The following is a 15709-nucleotide window of genomic DNA, read 5'->3' as shown; positions in this document are numbered from 1 at the left end:
GCGGCGGCCCGCGCGATTCCGTAAGGTCTTGCGTCCAGCCAGTCTCGCGCCGCGCGAGGAAATCCCTGTCCGATCATGAAAGTCATCAGCTCGATCCATGAATTGCGCGACCAGTTGCGCGGCCAGAATCGCACGGCCTTTGTGCCGACCATGGGCAATCTGCACGAGGGCCATCTGTCGCTGATGCGTCTCGCCCGCCAGCACGGCGATCCGGTGGTGGCGAGCATTTTCGTCAACCGGCTGCAGTTCGGTCCGAACGAGGATTTCGACAAATACCCGCGCACGATGGAAGCGGACATCGAAAAGCTTCAGAAGGAAAACGTCTACGTGCTGTTCGCGCCCACGGAAAAGGATCTTTACCCGGAGCCGCAGGAGTACCGCGTGCATCCGCCGCACGATCTGGGCGATATCCTCGAAGGCGAATTCCGGCCCGGCTTCTTCCAGGGCGTGTGCACGGTGGTGATGAAGCTGATGTCCTGCGTGCAACCGCGCGTCGCCGTGTTCGGCAAGAAGGACTACCAGCAGTTGATGATCGTGCGCCGCATGTGCAACCAGTTTGCGCTGCCGACCGACATCATCGCCGCCGAAACGGTGCGTGATACCGACGGTCTCGCGCTCAGTTCGCGCAATCGCTATCTGCAGGCCGCCGAACGCGCCGAAGCGCCGAAGCTGGCCGCCGAACTGAATCGCGTGCGCGACGCCGTGCTTTCCGGCGAGCGCGACTTCGCGAAAGTCGAACAGGCGGCGATGGCGGCCTTGGCCGCGCGCGGCTGGCAACCGGACTACATCGCGGTGCGCAAGCGCTCGGATCTGCTGCCGCCGGGTCCGCAAGACGCGAACGCGCAACTGGTCGTGCTGGCCGCTGCCAAGCTCGGCGCCACTCGTCTTATCGACAACCTCGAAATCTGAAGCCGTCTTAGACAGAAATCACACAGGATTGGTCATGCAACGCAACATGCTGAAGTCGAAGATCCACCGCGTCGCGGTCACGCACTGCGAGCTGCACTACGAAGGCTCATGCGCGATCGACGAAGATTTGCTGGAAGCGGCGAACATCGTCGAAAACGAGCGGATCGACATCTGGAACATCAACAACGGCGAGCGTTTCTCGACCTACGCGATCAAGGGCGAGCGCGGCAGCGGCATGATTTCGCTGAACGGTTCGGCCGCTCGGCGCGCGCAACTGGGCGATCTGGTGATCATCGCGGCGTTCGCGATGGTGGATGAAGCCGAGCTGAAAGCTGGCTGGAAACCGGACTTGGTTTTCGTGGACGACAACAACAAGATCAAGGGCAGCCGCGATCACGTGCCGACGCAGAACTGGACCTGATGAGCACCCGGTAGATCGCTTGGGCGCCGCGCTACTGGCGGCGCCGAACGTCCCGTTGGGCGGGCTAGGGCATGGGGACCGTCGACTTAAACTCGGGCTGTTCGTAGACCACTGGCGCGCGCCCAACGACATACCGCCTGGGCTGCATCTCCATGTAGCGGGCGGCACGGCCGCCTGCTCTACCGCTTCATCCTTTCTTGCCGCTCCCGTTCGTCCATTCGACGATCGGCTGCCACTGCTCTAGATCCTTCTCCACCCGGCTTTTTGCGACGTCCCACAAGGTCAGCCCGTGGGCCGCCAGCTGCACGTAGTTCTGCGTGTCGCGCAAAAAGCCCAGCACCGGCAGCTTCAAACCCTCGACAAAACGATGCAGTTGCTCCGCCGAGCGGGTGCGCGCGTCGACGCGCATGCCGACCACGCCGATTTCGATTGCGCCTTTCCTGACGGCCTTCTCCTTGGCCAGCCGCTCGAGAAATTCCTGGGTGGCGAGAATATCGAACATGGACGGCTGGAGCGGCACGATCACCTTATCGGCCAGATCCAGCGCGATTCCCAGACGATTGCCGTGCAGCCCGGCCGGCGTGTCGATGACCGCGTGCTCCAGCCCTTTAGGCGGTTTGGCCGGCGCGTCCTGATTGACTTCCCAGGTTTCGATGGCCGGCAGCGTGTCGGGCCGCAACGACAGCCATGCGTGCGCGGACTGCTGTTTGTCCAGGTCCGCCAGCGCGACCCATTCGCCGGCTGCGGCGAAATAGCCGGCCAGATTGGTCGACAGCGTGCTTTTACCCACGCCGCCCTTCGGATTCGCCACCACGATCACCGTCATGAATTCTCCCGGAAAGAAGGCTGGGTGCCGCCAGCCGGTTTGCCGCGTAGTTGCTTTGACATGCGCAAGTGTGCCCGCATTCGTGCCGGGTTCAACGCCACCTGCTGATCCAGCCGTTGATAATATCGACAAATGCACTTTGGCCGAAGCCCTTAAACAGCTAATCGGCCACCGTGCCTCGCCGATTTTTCCATCGAGGACCCGAATCTCATGAGCAAACTCCGCCCGGAATACACCGTCGAACGTCTCCACGAACGGCAGAAAGGCTCGCTTCCCGGCTTGCTGGGCGTGCATGTGCTGTCGCTGGACGAAGGCGTCCTGACCGCGGAATTGACCGTGCGCAAGGAATTGCTCGCGCCGAACGGCTTTTTGCATGCCGCCACCGTGATCGGTCTTGCCGATACCGCCTGCGGCTACGCCTGTCTCGCCCACTTGCCGGAGACGGCGCGCAATTTCACGACCGTCGAGCTGAAAAGCAATTTTCTCGGCACGGCGACCGAAGGAACGATCCGCGCGGTCGCGACGGGCGTGCATCTTGGACGCAGCACGCAGGTGTGGGACGCCGCCGTCACCGATCCGAACGGCAAGACGATGGCGCTGTTTCGGTGTACGCAGATGGTGTTGTATTGATTGCGTGAAGGTGGCGCAACGGAGCGCCGCGTTCATGAAAAAAGCACGCGGCTTTTCGGGCGCGTGCTCTTTTGTTGCTGGGCTTAGGCTTGCTGGGTCTAGCCTTGCTGGACTTGGTCGTGCTGGACTTGGCCTTACTGAACTTGGCCCTGCTGGACTATGGCCCTGCTGGACTTAAGCCGCGTTGAGCTTAGCTTCGCGGGGCTTGCCCGCACCGACCCTCCTCGATCACGCAGCCGCCACCCGCGGCGCCCTCGCCCCACCGAACGCCAGCGCCCCGCCACCGAGCAGCGACTGCACCACCAACGTCACTGCCCAGAACGCCGGATATTCCCAGCCGCCGTGCGGCGACGCAAAACCCCACCCGTTGTGCAGATGCTGCGACATCGCGCCGAGCATGAACGGCAACAGCATCAGCGCGACCCAGCGGACCTGCACGCCAAGTAGCAGCGCGACACCGCCAAACAGCTCGACGAACGCCGTCACATAGCCGAGCCAACCCGGCAAGCCGAGCGAAACGAAAAACTGCGCCGTGCCGGGCAGCGTGAAAACGAAGATCTTCTGCAGACTGTGAGCGAGGTACAGCACGCCCAAGGCGACGCGAAGAAGTAGAGCAGCCAGATCGGCGGAGCGGTTCGAGTTCATAACGAGATCCTTGAGAGAAACATCCGGGAAACGGCCTGTCGATGTCGGAACTCTATTCGAACCATATGGACGGAAAAACCGTCCTACAGGCTTTGATTATTTCTCAATGGCGGTTAATCGCCCCCGCTCCGACGCGCGCGGCCTTGCCAACTCACCCAATCGCCGCAAACAATTTCGGCAGATCGAGATGCTCCGCGAGCGTATCCGCGAGCCGCTCCAGCGACGCCTCGCGCAACGCCGGATAGTCGATTTCCTCTGCATCACTCAAACCCGCCCATGCGAGCAGCGCGGCGCATGCGGCCGGCGTGTCGAACAACCCGTGGACGTAAGTCGCGAGAATCTGGCCATCGGCGGAAATCGCGCCGTCGGGATGCGCCGCCTGCGCGTCGCCCAGACGCAACGCGGGCGTATCGAGCGCCGGGCCGCGCGTTTCGCCCATATGGATTTCGTAGCCGGCCACTTCGGGCGAGCCCGGCAGTGCGAGGTGTCCGGCGACATTCTTGAGCGTCTTGACGCGCGTGAGCACCGTCGAGTAGTCGAGCCAGCCGAGTCCCGCCGACGTCCCCGGCGCACCCTCGACACCGTGCGGATCGGCCACGTCACGCCCAAGCATCTGCATGCCACCGCAAATGCCGATCACGCGGCCGCCGTAGCGCAAATGTTTTTGCAGCACCGCGTCCCAACCCTGCGCGCGCAAAAACGCCAGGTCGCCGGGCACGTTCTTCGAGCCTGGCAGAATGATCAGATCAGCCGGCGGCACCGGCGTACCGCTGCGCACGTAATGAAAATCGACCTGCGGATGCGCGCGCAGCGCATCGAAATCCGTGTGATTGCTGATGTGCGGCAGCACCGGCACGACCACTCGCAGCATGCGCGCCGCGCCGCCGCTGTGCGCCGCGCGCAACTCGGGCGGCAGCATGTCTTCGGCGTCGAGCGTCAGGCCGTGCAGGTAGGGCACGACGCCGAGCACCGGCTTGCCGGTTTTCGCTTCGAGCCAATCCAGGCCGGGCCTGAGCAAACTGACGTCGCCGCGAAACCGGTTGATGATGAACCCGCGCACCCGCGCCTGCTCGCTCTCCGACAGGCACGCGAGCGTGCCCGTGAGATGGGCGAACACGCCGCCGCGGTCGATATCGGCGACCAGCACGACCGGGCAATCGACAGCTTCCGCGAAACCCATGTTGGCGATATCGCGATCACGCAGATTGATTTCCGCCGGACTGCCCGCGCCTTCGACGAAAATCGTCTCGTACGCCGCCTGCAGACGCGCATACGATTCCAGCACCGCTTCGAACGCGACGGGTTTGTAGTCGTGATAGGCCCGCGCGTCGAGATTCATGCGCGCCTTGCCGTGGATGATCACTTGCGCGCCGCGGTCGCTGGTCGGCTTGAGCAACACGGGGTTCAGATCCGTGTGCGCGGCAATGCCCGCGGCGATCGCTTGCAGAGCCTGAGCGCGGCCGATCTCGCCGCCGTCCACGGTCACCGCGCTGTTGAGCGCCATGTTCTGCGGCTTGAACGGCGCGACCCGTACGCCGGCGCGGCGCGCGAGCCGGCACAGACCGGCGACGAGCGTGCTCTTGCCGGCATCGGAGGTGGTGCCCTGAATCATCAGCGTGCCGCGCGGCACGGGTGTGGCGTCAGGCGGGGTCGAAGTGGTGGTCACGGAATCTCGGGCTAGGCGGTGAACAGTGAGTCAATCGGGTCAAGCGGTGGAAAGCGGCAATGCCGCGTTGACGCAGCGACGGTGTGTGCGGGGTGTGGGACACGGCTAATGCTTGCATGCAACTCGTTTTGCGTCATTCGCGTCGTTCGCGTCGTTCGCGTCGTTCGCATCGAACGCACCCAACCCATCAAGCGCAGCATTATCCCATCGCGCCGGCCCGCGCTGCACGCCGGTACAATCACGCGATGACTCCCCGCGATCTCACCTTCGTACTTGGCGGCGCCCGCTCCGGCAAGAGCGCGCACGCCGAACAGCTCGCTGCAGGCAGCGCCCTCCCCGTCACCTACATCGCCACCGCACGCGTGACAGACGACGTCGAATTCCGCGCGCGCATCGCGCATCATCGCGAACGGCGTCCGGCGCATTGGCAGTTGTTCGAAGCGGGCGTCGATCTCGCCGGTGCCGTGGCGCAAAACGACGCGTCCGGCCGCTGCATCCTGATCGATTGCCTGACGTTGTGGCTAGCGAATCTGCTGTGTCCGCCACAAGGCGACGCCCTGCCGCTCGATCGCTATCACGCGCACGTCACCGCGCTCGAAGCAGCGCTCATTAACGCCAAAAGCAAGCTCATCGTGGTCAGCAACGAAATCGGCCTGGGCGTGGTGCCGCTCGGCGCTGCCACGCGTCTTTACGTCGATGAACTAGGCCGGCTCAACCAGCGCATCGCCGCGTTGAGCACCCAGGCCACGATGATGGTCGCCGGTTTGCCGCTCGCGCTGAAAACCGCGAGCCACGTGTGATGCTCTCGCTCCCGCTTCTCGTGACGCTGGCCACAGCGGGCGTCGCCGTCGACCGCTGGTTCGGCGAGCCACGCGCGGCGCATCCGCTGGTGGGCTTCGGCAACTGGGCGAAGCGTCTCGAAACGCGTTACAACACCGGCCGGCGCCTGCGGCTCAAAGGTCTGCTGGCGTGGTCGCTGGCGGTCGTGCCGCCGGTACTGATTGCGTGGTGTCTGGTCGCCGTGCTGCCGTTTTACGCGGCCTGCGTGGTGCATGTGCTGTTGCTGTGGTTCGCGCTCGGCGCGCGCAGTCTGCACGAACACATCGCGCCGATCGCGCAGGCTTTGGTGCAACGTGATCTCGCACAGGCGCGTTTGCTGACCGCGCGCATCGTCTCGCGCGAAACCGCGGATGCCGACGAAGGCGCGTTATCGCGCGCCGCCGTCGAATCGGCGCTCGAAAACGGCAACGACGCAATCTTCGGCGCGCTGTTCTGGTTCGCCATCGCCGGCGGTCCGGGCGCGCTCGCCTTCCGTCTCGCCAACACGCTGGACGCGATGTGGGGTTATCGCACGCCGCGCTATTTGCGCTACGGCTGGGCCGCCGCGCGTATCGACGACGTGCTCAACTGGATTCCCGCGCGCCTGACCGCCGCCAGCTACGCGCTGCTCGGCGACACGCGCACCGCGTGGCGCTGCTGGCGCGAGCAGGCGCCACGGTGGGACAGCCCGAACGCCGGGCCCGTGATGGCTTCCGGCGCGGGCAGTCTGAACGTGCTGATCGGCGGCCCGGCGGTGTATCACGGCGCGCTGGAACATCGGCCGACACTCGGCTTCGGGCATACCGCAAAGGCCAGCCACGTGAGCGCGGCATTGATGCTGGTCGAGCGCACGGTCATTCTGTGGCTCGCGGTGCTGATCGTGCTGGCGTTGTTGAGCGTGCCTTTTCATGGTTGATTCTCATGGCTGACTCAGTGAACGGCCACGTGGAGGATACCCACGCCACGATGGATCCGGTCGTGCACGGCGGCAATCTGCACGAAGCAGCGAAGCGCTACGACATTCCGTACGCACAGTGGCTCGATCTGTCGACGGGTATCAACCCGCACGGTTATCCGGTGCCGCCGGTTCCCGCCGATGCCTGGCGCCGCCTGCCCGACGACGGCGACAACTTCGCCGCTTGCGCCGCACGCTATTACAACGCGCCTGATGCGGCGCATGTGCTGCCGGTCGCGGGCAGCCAGGCGGCGATTCGCGCGTTGCCCGCGCTGCTGCCGCGCGCATGCGTCGGCATCGCGCCGCTTACGTACAGCGAATATGCGCCTGCATTCGAGCGCAGTGGCCATGAAGTGATGTCACTCGATGTCGCCTGGGAAACGTTGCCCGAAGCGCTCACGCATGTGATCGTCGTGAATCCGAACAATCCGACCGGCGCGCATCTGAGCGCCGCCACGCTATTGCACTGGCATGCGCAGTTGAGCGCGCGCGGCGGCACGCTGCTGGTCGATGAAGCCTTCGCCGATACGATGCCGTCTGCCTCGCTCGCGGCGAGCACGCATCGCGAAGGCTTGATCGTGTTGCGCTCGCCGGGCAAATTCTTCGGCCTCGCCGGCGTGCGCGCCGGGTTCGTACTCGGCGTGCCTGCGTTGCTTCACAGTTTGCGCGTCAAGCTCGGCGCGTGGACGGTCAGTGGTCCAGCCCGTCACGCCGTCAAAGCCGCATTCGCCGACGAAGCCTGGCAACGCGATATGCGCGCCCGGCTCGATGCCGAAAGCGCGCGACTGGTCGATCTGCTGCATGCGCAAGGCTTGCACACATGCAGCACGCCGCTCTTCGCGTGGACCGACGATCCACGCGCCGCCGCTCTGCACGAAGCCCTCGCACGACGCGGCGTGTGGACGCGTCTATTCACATCGTCGGGCAGCGTTCGATTCGGCTTGCCCGCGAGCGAAGCCGAATGGGCACGCTTCGAAGAAAGCTTGCGCGAAGCCGTACAGGAAATCGATCCCAAACGAGCGGGCTGACTGCTGACTTAACGAAGACAAGCTCGCTCCCACACTAACTCCGCGCCCCGCAGCCTCGCCCGATGAACCGACTCGCCCTCGCCTTCGCACTCTTCATCACCGCGCATCACGCTCACGCCGCCATCTCCGTGACCGACGACACCGGCGCAACCGTCACGTTGCCCGCGCCAGCGCAACGCGTGATCAGCCTCGCGCCGCACGTCACCGAATTGCTGTATGCCGCGGGCGGCGGCGCAAAAGTGGTCGGCGCCGTGTCGTACAGCGACTATCCGCCCGGAGCGAAACAGTTGCCGCGCGTCGGCGATAACAAGGCGCTCGATCTCGAGCGCATCGTTGCGCTCAAACCCGATCTGATCGTGGTGTGGCGGCATGGCAATGCGCAGCGTCAGCTCGATCGCCTGCGCGAGATGCACATTCCGTTGTTCTTCAGCGAGCCGCATCATCTCGACGACGTCGCCGTGTCGCTGACGAAGCTCGGACAATTGCTCGGCACGTCATCGACCGCCGATGCGGCGGCGGCCGCCTATCGTCAGGACATCGCGAAGCTGCGCAACCAGTATGCGAGCCGGCCGCCCGTCAGCGTGTTCTATCAGGTGTGGGATCAACCGTTGATGACGCTCAACGGCGAACACATGGTCAGCGACGTGATCGCTCTATGCGGTGGCCGCAACGTGTTCGCCAAACTCGAGCCGCTGGTGCCGACGGTTTCGACCGAAGCGGTGCTCGCCGCGAATCCGGAAGCGATCGTCACCGCAGCGCCGGGCGCGACCAAACCGGACACCACCTTGCCGCAACTCAGCGCATGGCGCGCATGGCCGAGCCTGACCGCCGTCACAAACAATAATCTCTTTGCTATCGACGGCGATCTGATCAACCGCCCGGCGCCACGCATCGCGCAAGGCGCGAAGCAAATGTGCGAGGCCCTCGAAGTAGCGCGCTCACGCAGAAAGCCTGGCGCGCAGTAAATCAAGCAAGATGAACTACACGCCACGCCTCACGCATTCCATCGCACCAACACCCACTGCTGCGTTTCATCGTTTCGGCGCAACCAGACGATCCCGGTCGTATCGAGCGACCATCGCAAACAGCGCTCCAGCGGCACGTCCAGCACGATCGACGCAATCGCCCGCATCACGCCCGCGTGCGTGACCACATAAGCCGGCGACAACTCGCGCGTGAGCGCGAATGCATCGAGCCATGCACGCACCCGCGCGACGAACTGCGCGACGCTTTCGCCGCCATGCGCCCGCGCATGTTCGAAGTTGGCCGCCCAGTCGTCGAGCAATTCGCGATCGATGGCGTCCCAGCGCTGCGCTTCCCAATTGCCGAAGTTCATTTCCATCAACCGGTCGTCGTGACTGACGACGCTGCCGAAGTCGTTCGCCAACTCGGCGGCGAGCGCCGAGCAGCGCTTCAACGGACTCGACATCAGCACGCGTGGCGCGGGCACCTGCAAGGTCGCGAGTTTCAGGGCGAGCGCCGTCGACGACACTTCGGCATCTTCGGCGAGCGCCACGTCGCTGTGGCCGTAACACACGCCCGCATCGACCGCGACCGCGGGATGGCGAATCAGGACGATATCCATGCGAGCCCCACCAGGTAGATGCTCAATTCAAAAACTTGCTGCGCGAAGCCGAGGCAGTCGCCGGTATAGCCGCCAATGCGTCTGACAAAATATCGGCCCATTGCCGCACGAAGTACGACCAGAATCACAAGCACTGAACCCGCGAAGCGCCAGTCCGGCGTGGCGAGCCCGTTCGGCCACAGCAACCACGGCAAACCGAACATCGCGGCGCATAGGAATGCTCCCACACTCAGGCGCTGCGCAACCGGTTTGGCCTTACCTTCGGCACGCACGTAGTCGAGCGTGGCCAGGTAGCTGATCGCACAGGTACGGCTCGCCGCGTGTGCGGCAATCATCAGACTTGCGGCGCGCATCGGCGGCAATGCGGCGAGCGTTTGCCACTTCAATACAAGCGCGATGACGAGCGCGATGGCGCCGAAAGCACCGATGCGTGAGTCATGCATGATTCGCAATACGTCTTCGCGCGTATAGGCGCCACCGAACGCATCGACGCAATCGGCGAGACCGTCTTCGTGAAACGCGCCGGTCACGAGCAGCGACGCGGCCATCGACAACAGCACCGCCACGCCCGCCGGGAATACGCGCAGCGCGGCGAGATAGACGAGCGCGCTCAATCCGCCGATCAATACGCCAATGAGCGGAAAATAACGCGCCGCCGCGTTCAGATAATGCGGCTCATAGCCGACCCAGCGCGGCACGGGCACACGCGTGAAATAGCCGAGCGCAGTGAAGAAGTACCGCAATTCAGCGAGCGGATTCATGAGTGTGCGAGGCGTGCGTTTCTGTCTGAAGGATCGAGCGAATCACGCATCGCGATTCGCCACGCCGGCCGATTCGAAGCTCGCCATTTCGTTGATGAACGCCGTTGCCGCGCGCAACAGCGGCACCGCGAGCGCCGCGCCGGTGCCTTCGCCGAGACGCATGTCGAGCGACAGCAATGGCAGCGCGCCGAAATGATCGAGCATGCGCCGATGCCCCGCTTCGTTCGACGCATGCGCGAACACGCAGTACTCGCGCAGGCTCGGCGCGAAGGCGTCGGCAATCAGCAAGGCCGAGGTGCCGATGAAGCCGTCGACCAGAATCGTCATGCGCGCCTCGGCGGCCGCGAGATACGCGCCCGCCATCATCGCGATCTCGAAGCCGCCGAAGGTGGCGAGCACGTCGAGCGGATCGCCGGACACGGGGTGACGCGCGAGCGCCGACGCCAGCACGTTGCGCTTCTTCGCGAGCCCCGCGTTGTCGAGGCCCGTGCCGCGGCCGACGCATTCGTCGATCGGCACGCCGCACAAGCGGCTCATCAGACACGCGGCCGCCGAGGTGTTCGCAATGCCCATCTCGCCGAAGCCGATCACATTGGTGCCGAGCGCCGCGTGATGCCGCACGCGCGCCGCGCCCGCCCGCATCGCGGCGATTGCCTGGTCGCGGCTCATGGCCGGTTCGCGCGCGAAGTTGCGCGTGCCGGCCGCAATCGGAATGTCGATAAGACCCGCGGTGGATGGCAAGGGTGTCGCAATGCCCGCGTTGACGACTTCGAGCTCGATGCCCGAGACGCGGCTCAACGCATTGATCGCCGCGCCGCCCGCGAGAAAGTTGGCGACCATCTGCGCGGTCACCGCTTGCGGATAAGGGCTCACGCCCTCCTCGGCGACGCCGTGGTCGCCGGCGAACACGATCATCGCCGGGCGCGTCACGGTGGGATGCGTGGTGCACTGAATCAGGCCCATCTGACGCGCGAGCGTTTCGAGCCGGCCGAGACTGCCGGGCGGCTTCGTCTTGGTATCGATGATGTGCTGCAGTTCGTCACGCAGCGTTTGATCGAGCGGTTCGACTTCGGGCAATCCGGGCAAGCGTGGCAATGAAGTCATGAGCGTGTCTGAAAGAGGATGTTGAAATCAAGCTGGAATGAAGCGATCAGCTTGCCGGTGTGTCGTGGCCGGCAGGTGATTCATGACGCGCGCGCGGCGCGGGAATCAGCGCCTCGTGTTCGCCGTCGCGAATCAGCAGCAACGGATAGCCGAATGCGCGGCTCGCGAGCGTGGGCGTCAACACGTCGTGCACCGGTCCGGCATACGCGCCGCCCGCGCCGTCGAGCAGCAGCGCATGGGTCGCGAAACGGCGCGCGAGGTTCAGGTCGTGGCACGAAAACATGACTGTACGCCGAGGCGCGCGCGCCCACGCGGCCAGCGCCTCGAGGCAGTCGATCTGATGATGCAGATCGAGATGCGACAACGGTTCGTCGAGCAGCAGCAACGGCGCGTCCTGACACAGCACCGCCGCCAGCGCCACGCGTTGCCGCTCGCCGCCGGAGAGCGACAGCACATCGCGCGCGGCGAATGCGGCGAGTCCCAGCAGATCCAGCGCCGCGTGCGCCGCTTCGCGATCGGCTTCGCGCTCCCAGCCCCAGCCGGTGAGATGCGGGAAGCGGTTCAGCATCACGATATCGAGCACGCTCGCGCTGAATGCGTCGGGCGCGCTTTGCGGCATCAGCGCGCGGCGTTGTGCGAGCGGCAGCGGCGGCCAATCGGCGAGGCGCACGCCGTCGAGTTCGACACGTCCCGCAGACGGTTGCAGCAAGCCCGCGAGCGTGGTGAGCAAAGTCGTCTTGCCCGCGCCGTTCGGGCCGGCGATGCACCAGATCTCACCGGCGTAGAAGGTATGCGTGAAGGCATCGAGCAAGGTGCGTGCGCCGGCACGCAAGGTCAGACGTTGCGCGCCGAGGGTCGCCTCATGAGAAGGAGCGTGACGGGTTTGCATCATCGGCGCCTGTGCAGCAGCATCCACAGAAACACCGGCACGCCGACGATCGACGTGATCACGCCGACCGGCAACTGCGCCGGCGCGATCACGGTGCGCGCGATTAGGTCCGCGCCCATCACCGCGACGCCGCCGCCGAGCGCCGCGGCCGGCAGCAGCATGCGCTGATCGTTGCCGAACGCGAGCCGCAGCATGTGCGGCACGACCAGTCCGACGAAGCCGATGGTGCCCGCCGTCGTCACCGCGGCGGCCGCCGCGAGCGAGGCCACCAGATACACCCGCAGACGCAGCGGCATCACCGCGACGCCTAACGCCTGCGCGGCGGCGTCGCCACGCAGCAGCACGTTCAGACGCGGCGCGGCGGGCACGATCGCAATCAGCACGATGACGAGCGCGGCAAGCGCCGTCCACGGCATCGCGCCGCCGTTGAGGTCGCCGGTCAGCCAGAACAGCATGCCGCGCAAGCGGTTGTCCGGCGCGAGATTGAGCAGCAAAGTAATGAGCGCGCCCCAGCCCGCCGCGATCACCGCGCCGGTCAGCAGCAAACGCGGCGAGGTGTCCTGCGGTTCGCCGCGCCACAACTCGCGACGCGCGAGGCCTAGTACCAGCAGGATCGACACGAACGCGCCGGCGAATGCGCTCGCGTCGACGATCCACCACGCGCATCCGGCGATCATCGCGACCAGCGCGAAGCTCGCCGCGCCGCCCGATACGCCCAATACGTACGGCTCGGCCAGCGGATTACGCAACAGCACTTGCAGCAACGCGCCAGCCAACGCGAGCAACGCGCCGCAGGCGAAGCCCGCCAGCGCGCGCGGCAAACGCAGCGTGCGCACGATCTCGGCGGCCAGGTCGGACGAACCGGCAGACTGCGCATGCGACGGCACCAACGCCGCCAACACGTGCATCGGCGCGAGCGTTACGCTGCCGAGCGTGAGCGACGCCAACAGCACCGCCAGCGCGATTCCCGCGAGCGCCAGCCAGATCGCGGCCGCGCGCTTCGCGCTCATCACGCGCAGAGTGGCGGGCATCGAACTCGAAGGGCGATTCATCCGCGCGAACTCAACGAAGAGGCGCAAGCATCACTGCTGCTGCCAACCGACCGTGAGATACGCACCGCGCCGTGCCGAGTTATACGAGTAGGCCGTTTCATAGTCCTTGTCCAACAGATTCTGGATTTGCGCGGCCACGTACCATGCTTTCGTGATGTTGTAGCGCGCCGACAGATTCACCACGCCATAGCCGCCCAGCTTGCCGCTGCTGTCATTGCTCGCGCCGCTCACGATCCACTCGCCGCCTACACGCCACCCGGCGATGCTGCGGTTCACCGTCAGCGCGCCGAAGCGCCGGGCGCGCCGCACGAGGTCGGCATCGTTGTCGAGATCGACAGGATTCTGCAGCGTGACGGAAGCGCGCACGTCCGTCTTGCCGACATGGCCGCTCCACGATCCTTCGAGTCCTTGCACCTTCGCATGCCCGACGTTTTCCGCCAGATAGATGCCGGGCGTCACCTGCTCGTAGTTGATCAGATTCGAATAGCGCGTCTGGAATGCGGTCAGACGCATCACGCCGAGCGCATTCGATGCGTATTGCAGCGCGGCTTCGATCGAATGGCTGCGCTCCGGCTGGATAGACGGATTGCCGCTGAACGGATAGTACAGATCGTCGAAGCTCGGCGCGCGAAACGAATCCGAATAGCTTGCGCTCACCTTCCAATGGCCGGTGATGTCGAAGCCGTAGCCGAGATAGTAACTGTTCGCTCCGCCGAAATCGGAATACTGGTCGCGCCGCACGTTGGCCTGAATCTGGCTGCGTCCAAAGCGCCCCGTATAGCCGACGAAGCCCGAATCCACATGTCGATCCGGCGCCGCGAACGTGTCCGAGTCGAGGCTCTGGTCGAGATGCTCATAGCCGACCTGCAACTTCTGCTGCGCGGCCAGCGCGAAATCGTTCTGCCATGTGTACTGGCGATTGTCGGTATCGAAGCGGCCGTTGTACACGCCGTTGGTGTTCGACACGCTGCGGTCGTCGCCCTCGGCGACGATGAAGTGCGTGGTCCACCAGTCCGTCAGCTTGCCGTTCGCGAACGCCGAGACCTGGCGCACCTTGCTGTACAGGTTGTTCAGATCGGTGGGCAAGCCGTACGCATTGTCGTAGCTGTTGTTGCCGTTCGACTGGAAATAGCTGACGCCTGCGTCCCATCTGTCGTTGAACTTGTGGCGCAGCGAGGCCGAGATGCTCTCGTTCAGATAGCCGTTCGCATTCGGATTGGCGTTGGGCGCCTCCTTCGTGTTCAGCGACGAAAAGCCGTCGTCCTTCGAACGCGCGAGTGAAATGCTGAAGGTCGTCTTGCCGTCTTTGTCCAATGCGCCGTTCACGCCCGCCTGCTGCGTCTGCGTGCGATAGCTGCCGTAGCCGAGCGAAAAATTGAAACGCGGCGGATGGTCGCCGCCGTCTTTCGTGAACACCTGCACCACGCCGCCGATCGCGCCCGAGCCGTATAACGCCGACACGTTGCCGTTCACCACCTCGACGTGATCGATCTGGTCGAGCGGAATCTGCGCGAGTTGCGAGGCGCCCAGACTCACCGAATCGACGCGCACGCCGTCGATCAGCAGCAGCGATTGCGTCGACGACGCGCCGCGTAAAGAGAGACTGGCTGTCGAACCGGGACCACCTGTGCGCGAGATTTGCGCGCCGGGTGCGAGTTGCAGGAGGCCGGGCAAATCGGTCGCGGTGGTGTCGGCGAGATCCTGCTGATCGAACAGAGACGTCTGCGGGATCGTGTCGGCGAGTGCTTGCGGCGCGCGATCCGCGGTCACCACCACGGGCGACAGTACCGCCGAAGACGGCTCCGCAGCCGATGAATCCTGCGCGGAAGAAGATGAAGACGCAGCTTGCGCGTGCATGACGATCGGCAGGCTCGCAAAGGCGAGCAGCGCCGCGCGGGCGATGGGGGACAGCATGGGATGAAAGTCCTGTGGATAGCGTGCGCGGCCCGCTTCCCCGCAGGCCGATGCGTAACGAGGCGCCCGCGTATTTAACATTTTCGCGCGTGACGTGCCCCTCCCTCTGGCCGGTATCCGGGCTGGCGACACATCGATCCCGCCTTCCCACGCGAGACGCGCAGTGGCACACTCGCGAGTTGAACTTCCAACACGCGATCAGAATCGACTTGCATGACGAATGCGGTCGCTTACCGTTGCGGGGGCAGCGCAGGTTGGCGCGTTCGGTTGAATCGCGCGCCCTGCTTCCCGTTTAACTGCGTGCGCCGTTGAAAAGCGCACGCGGGCACCAGAGTGCGGGCAGTTTAGGAGCGGCCTCGGAGTCCGTCAAGAATGGTGAAACCGTGGGCCATGCGTTCTGTTAAGTGCAGGCCATTGTCCGACGCGTGAGTACTTTTTCATCATATGGTCGATAAAAAGCCTGCACAAAGCGATGTTGTTACGTCTCGAAACGAGACAATTGTCG

General features: G+C 64.8%; 16 protein-coding genes and 1 riboswitch. Of the genes, 7 read left to right on the top strand and 9 right to left on the bottom strand.

Annotated features, from left to right (window positions below; all coding sequences use genetic code 11):
• Positions 1–75: 75 nt before the first annotated feature.
• Entirely contained in the window at positions 76–909 is an 834-nt protein-coding gene (panC, locus tag ACFSNN_RS16190) for a pantoate--beta-alanine ligase (RefSeq protein ID WP_012432060.1), read from the top strand.
• Between the two features lie 34 nt (positions 910–943).
• Entirely contained in the window at positions 944–1330 is a 387-nt protein-coding gene (gene panD / locus ACFSNN_RS16185; RefSeq protein ID WP_134456869.1) for an aspartate 1-decarboxylase, read from the top strand.
• 187 nt (positions 1331–1517) lie between these two features.
• Here panD and ACFSNN_RS16180 read toward each other — a convergent pair whose 3' ends face one another.
• Entirely contained in the window at positions 1518–2156 is a 639-nt protein-coding gene (locus ACFSNN_RS16180) for a ParA family protein (RefSeq protein ID WP_106306020.1), read from the bottom strand.
• A 210-nt stretch (positions 2157–2366) separates the two neighbouring features.
• Between ACFSNN_RS16180 and ACFSNN_RS16175 the strand changes: the two genes are divergently transcribed.
• The gene (locus tag ACFSNN_RS16175; RefSeq protein WP_134456870.1) at positions 2367–2786 is read left to right on the top strand and encodes a PaaI family thioesterase; all 420 of its coding nucleotides are present in this window, start codon (positions 2367–2369) and stop codon (positions 2784–2786) included.
• Between the two features lie 228 nt (positions 2787–3014).
• Here ACFSNN_RS16175 and ACFSNN_RS16170 read toward each other — a convergent pair whose 3' ends face one another.
• Positions 3015–3431, bottom strand: a complete 417-nt coding sequence (locus ACFSNN_RS16170; RefSeq protein WP_134456871.1) for a DoxX family protein — start codon at positions 3429–3431, stop codon at positions 3015–3017.
• A gap of 151 nt (positions 3432–3582) precedes the next feature.
• Positions 3583–5043, bottom strand: coding sequence for a cobyric acid synthase (locus ACFSNN_RS16165; RefSeq protein ID WP_134458958.1), 1461 nt, complete (start codon positions 5041–5043; stop codon positions 3583–3585).
• A gap of 299 nt (positions 5044–5342) precedes the next feature.
• On the opposite strand from ACFSNN_RS16165, the gene cobU reads away from it, so the two are divergent.
• The 4 genes from cobU (at position 5343) to ACFSNN_RS16145 (ending at position 8864) form a co-directional block, all read left to right on the top strand.
• On the top strand, positions 5343–5897 hold the full coding sequence (gene cobU / locus ACFSNN_RS16160) for a bifunctional adenosylcobinamide kinase/adenosylcobinamide-phosphate guanylyltransferase (protein ID WP_134456872.1): 555 nt from the start codon (positions 5343–5345) through the stop codon (positions 5895–5897).
• Positions 5897–6832 carry an adenosylcobinamide-phosphate synthase CbiB gene (gene cbiB / locus ACFSNN_RS16155; protein ID WP_134458960.1) on the top strand — a complete coding sequence of 312 codons (936 nt, stop codon included), beginning with the start codon at positions 5897–5899 and terminating at the stop codon, positions 6830–6832. Before cobU ends, cbiB begins: the two co-directional genes overlap by 1 nt.
• Positions 6833–6837: 5 nt before the next feature.
• Complete coding sequence (cobD, locus tag ACFSNN_RS16150) at positions 6838–7899, top strand: threonine-phosphate decarboxylase CobD (protein ID WP_134456873.1); 1062 nt, start codon at positions 6838–6840, stop codon at positions 7897–7899.
• 62 nt (positions 7900–7961) lie between these two features.
• Positions 7962–8864: a cobalamin-binding protein gene (locus ACFSNN_RS16145; RefSeq protein WP_134456874.1), complete on the top strand. Its 903-nt coding sequence runs from the start codon at positions 7962–7964 to the stop codon at positions 8862–8864.
• A 29-nt stretch (positions 8865–8893) separates the two neighbouring features.
• Here ACFSNN_RS16145 and cobC read toward each other — a convergent pair whose 3' ends face one another.
• Genes cobC through ACFSNN_RS16115 form a run of 6 tightly spaced genes read right to left on the bottom strand, consistent with a single transcriptional unit; the run spans position 8894 to position 15204 of the window.
• On the bottom strand, positions 8894–9484 hold the full coding sequence (gene cobC, locus ACFSNN_RS16140) for an alpha-ribazole phosphatase (protein WP_134456875.1): 591 nt from the start codon (positions 9482–9484) through the stop codon (positions 8894–8896).
• Complete coding sequence (locus tag ACFSNN_RS16135; RefSeq protein ID WP_134456876.1) at positions 9469–10245, bottom strand: adenosylcobinamide-GDP ribazoletransferase; 777 nt, start codon at positions 10243–10245, stop codon at positions 9469–9471. Before ACFSNN_RS16135 ends, cobC begins: the two co-directional genes overlap by 16 nt.
• Before the next feature lie 42 nt (positions 10246–10287).
• Positions 10288–11349, bottom strand: coding sequence for a nicotinate-nucleotide--dimethylbenzimidazole phosphoribosyltransferase (gene cobT / locus ACFSNN_RS16130; protein ID WP_134456877.1), 1062 nt, complete (start codon positions 11347–11349; stop codon positions 10288–10290).
• 46 nt (positions 11350–11395) lie between these two features.
• Positions 11396–12238 carry an ABC transporter ATP-binding protein gene (locus tag ACFSNN_RS16125; protein WP_134458962.1) on the bottom strand — a complete coding sequence of 281 codons (843 nt, stop codon included), beginning with the start codon at positions 12236–12238 and terminating at the stop codon, positions 11396–11398.
• Entirely contained in the window at positions 12238–13290 is a 1053-nt protein-coding gene (locus ACFSNN_RS16120) for a FecCD family ABC transporter permease (protein ID WP_134456878.1), read from the bottom strand. The genes ACFSNN_RS16125 and ACFSNN_RS16120 overlap by 1 nt, the downstream gene beginning before the upstream one ends.
• Positions 13291–13320: 30 nt before the next feature.
• On the bottom strand, positions 13321–15204 hold the full coding sequence (locus ACFSNN_RS16115; RefSeq protein WP_134456879.1) for a TonB-dependent receptor domain-containing protein: 1884 nt from the start codon (positions 15202–15204) through the stop codon (positions 13321–13323).
• Between the two features lie 91 nt (positions 15205–15295).
• Positions 15296–15552, bottom strand: a riboswitch (cobalamin riboswitch).
• Between the last annotated feature and the right edge of the window lie 157 nt (positions 15553–15709).

Origin of the sequence: Paraburkholderia dipogonis (assembly GCF_042680985.1) — a bacterium.
GTDB classification, from domain to species: domain Bacteria; phylum Pseudomonadota; class Gammaproteobacteria; order Burkholderiales; family Burkholderiaceae; genus Paraburkholderia; species Paraburkholderia phytofirmans.
This window is presented reverse-complemented; position numbering and strand designations above follow the sequence as displayed.

What these genes read in the sequence shown, in the direction of transcription:
- panC (WP_012432060.1), top strand. Translation starts at nt 76, where the DNA reads ATGAAAGTCATCAGCTCGATCCATGAATTGCGCGACCAGTTGCGCGGC.
- panD (WP_134456869.1), top strand. Translation starts at nt 944, where the DNA reads ATGCAACGCAACATGCTGAAGTCGAAGATCCACCGCGTCGCGGTCACG.
- ACFSNN_RS16180 (WP_106306020.1), bottom strand. Translation starts at nt 2,156, where the DNA reads ATGACGGTGATCGTGGTGGCGAATCCGAAGGGCGGCGTGGGTAAAAGC.
- ACFSNN_RS16175 (WP_134456870.1), top strand. Translation starts at nt 2,367, where the DNA reads ATGAGCAAACTCCGCCCGGAATACACCGTCGAACGTCTCCACGAACGG.
- ACFSNN_RS16170 (WP_134456871.1), bottom strand. Translation starts at nt 3,431, where the DNA reads ATGAACTCGAACCGCTCCGCCGATCTGGCTGCTCTACTTCTTCGCGTC.
- ACFSNN_RS16165 (WP_134458958.1), bottom strand. Translation starts at nt 5,043, where the DNA reads ATGATTCAGGGCACCACCTCCGATGCCGGCAAGAGCACGCTCGTCGCC.
- cobU (WP_134456872.1), top strand. Translation starts at nt 5,343, where the DNA reads ATGACTCCCCGCGATCTCACCTTCGTACTTGGCGGCGCCCGCTCCGGC.
- cbiB (WP_134458960.1), top strand. Translation starts at nt 5,897, where the DNA reads ATGCTCTCGCTCCCGCTTCTCGTGACGCTGGCCACAGCGGGCGTCGCC.
- cobD (WP_134456873.1), top strand. Translation starts at nt 6,838, where the DNA reads ATGGCTGACTCAGTGAACGGCCACGTGGAGGATACCCACGCCACGATG.
- ACFSNN_RS16145 (WP_134456874.1), top strand. Translation starts at nt 7,962, where the DNA reads ATGAACCGACTCGCCCTCGCCTTCGCACTCTTCATCACCGCGCATCAC.
- cobC (WP_134456875.1), bottom strand. Translation starts at nt 9,484, where the DNA reads ATGGATATCGTCCTGATTCGCCATCCCGCGGTCGCGGTCGATGCGGGC.
- ACFSNN_RS16135 (WP_134456876.1), bottom strand. Translation starts at nt 10,245, where the DNA reads ATGAATCCGCTCGCTGAATTGCGGTACTTCTTCACTGCGCTCGGCTAT.
- cobT (WP_134456877.1), bottom strand. Translation starts at nt 11,349, where the DNA reads ATGACTTCATTGCCACGCTTGCCCGGATTGCCCGAAGTCGAACCGCTC.
- ACFSNN_RS16125 (WP_134458962.1), bottom strand. Translation starts at nt 12,238, where the DNA reads ATGCAAACCCGTCACGCTCCTTCTCATGAGGCGACCCTCGGCGCGCAA.
- ACFSNN_RS16120 (WP_134456878.1), bottom strand. Translation starts at nt 13,290, where the DNA reads ATGAATCGCCCTTCGAGTTCGATGCCCGCCACTCTGCGCGTGATGAGC.
- ACFSNN_RS16115 (WP_134456879.1), bottom strand. Translation starts at nt 15,204, where the DNA reads ATGCTGTCCCCCATCGCCCGCGCGGCGCTGCTCGCCTTTGCGAGCCTG.